Consider the following 764-nt stretch of genomic DNA (forward strand, 5'->3'; position numbering starts at 1 on the left):
GATTCGGTGTCGATCAATTTTGGAATAATGTCGTTGCCAAAGTCATGGCTAGACGTTTCCAGTTTCGCATCTTCGGTCAGCGCTTCTTTGAGCACATCCATATCAAAGATGTAGATCCCCATTGATGCAAGGCTCTTGGCTTTATCGTCTGGAAGAGTAGGTGGGTTTTCGGGCTTCTCGACAAAAGACTTAACCAGTCCGTTTTCAGCGATTCCCATTACTCCGAAAGCAGAGGCGTCCTTTACTGGAACATCCATACAAGCGACGGTCAGCTTTGCCCCTTTCTCTTTATGCTCCTCAAGCATCGCTGCGTAATCCATACGATAAATATGGTCACCAGATAACACAACAACGTATTTTGCGTCGTTCCGCGATAGTAACCACAAGTTGTGGTAGATGGCGTCGGCGGTACCCTCATACCATGCACCACCTTTGCGCATTTGAGGCGGAACTGCCGTAATGTACTCACCAAGTTCGGGATTAAAAATCGACCAACCGTCACGAAGGTGCTTTTGTAGTGAGTGAGATTTGTATTGAGTAAGCACTAGAATTTTACGTAAACCTGAATTAAGACAATTGGTTAGCGTAAAATCGATGATTCTGTATTTACCGCCAAATGGTACCGCTGGTTTGGCTCGATCATCAGTGAGTGGGCTAAGTCGTGAGCCCATCCCGCCTGCTAAAATTACAGCGAGTGCGTCTTGCATAATATTCCCTTTCCCTTGTTCTACATGCGTCTAAACCGTGCTTAACCGGAGGAGGTG

1 protein-coding gene is annotated in these 764 nt (G+C 46.5%); it reads right to left on the reverse strand.

Features of this window, described 5'->3' with window-relative positions; genetic code table 11:
• Positions 1 to 707, reverse strand: a 707-nt coding sequence (locus R7190_RS26960; protein WP_318137810.1) for a sugar phosphate nucleotidyltransferase, incomplete at its 3' end; no start/stop codon positions are given.
• Between the last annotated feature and the right edge of the window lie 57 nt (positions 708 to 764).

The organism is Vibrio sp. 1078-1 (assembly GCF_033340475.1).